Annotated in this window: 1 pseudogene; it reads right to left on the bottom strand. The window is 41.3% G+C overall.

The features are described 5' to 3' along the window. Nucleotides 1-521: pseudogene (locus tag ACFILW_RS11155) on the bottom strand (hypothetical protein); the annotation flags it as partial.

The following is a 521-nucleotide window of genomic DNA, read 5'->3' as shown; positions in this document are numbered from 1 at the left end:
AGTATAATCATGCAACTGACCACCATTAACAGCTTGCTGAGAACCTGCTTCAATCTTGCCTGCCGCTACATTGTCTATCATAACAGGTTCGCTGTCATTGCCTCCTACTAACGTAATGCTATTGGTCTTTTTCCCATCACTATCTTTGTCATAGGAAACAACGCCATCCGTTACGGCTACTTCAATATCTTTCACATGTTGATCTATCGTATCTACTTTGTCTTCAACCTCTTTTACCCTCTCATTCGTACTCCAAAGCTGACCACCATTAACAACTTCTTGCGAGCCTTCTTCTATCTTACCATCCAATACATTCGTAATCTTACTCGACTTACCATCATGCTTCGCATCATACGCGCCTTCTTCTTCATTCCAATTCAAACCATTACTCGCCACATTCTTCTCAACATCATGAATACGCTCGTTGATACTCGTCATACCATCACTGACACCATCAAAAGCTCCTGCTACATCATGATAGATCTTCTTTTCTGACGAACTACCATCAGAATTGAATTGTG

The organism is Bartonella sp. TT110JLCBS (genome assembly GCF_042193405.1).
Lineage (GTDB): Bacteria > Pseudomonadota > Alphaproteobacteria > Rhizobiales > Rhizobiaceae > Bartonella.
This window is presented reverse-complemented; position numbering and strand designations above follow the sequence as displayed.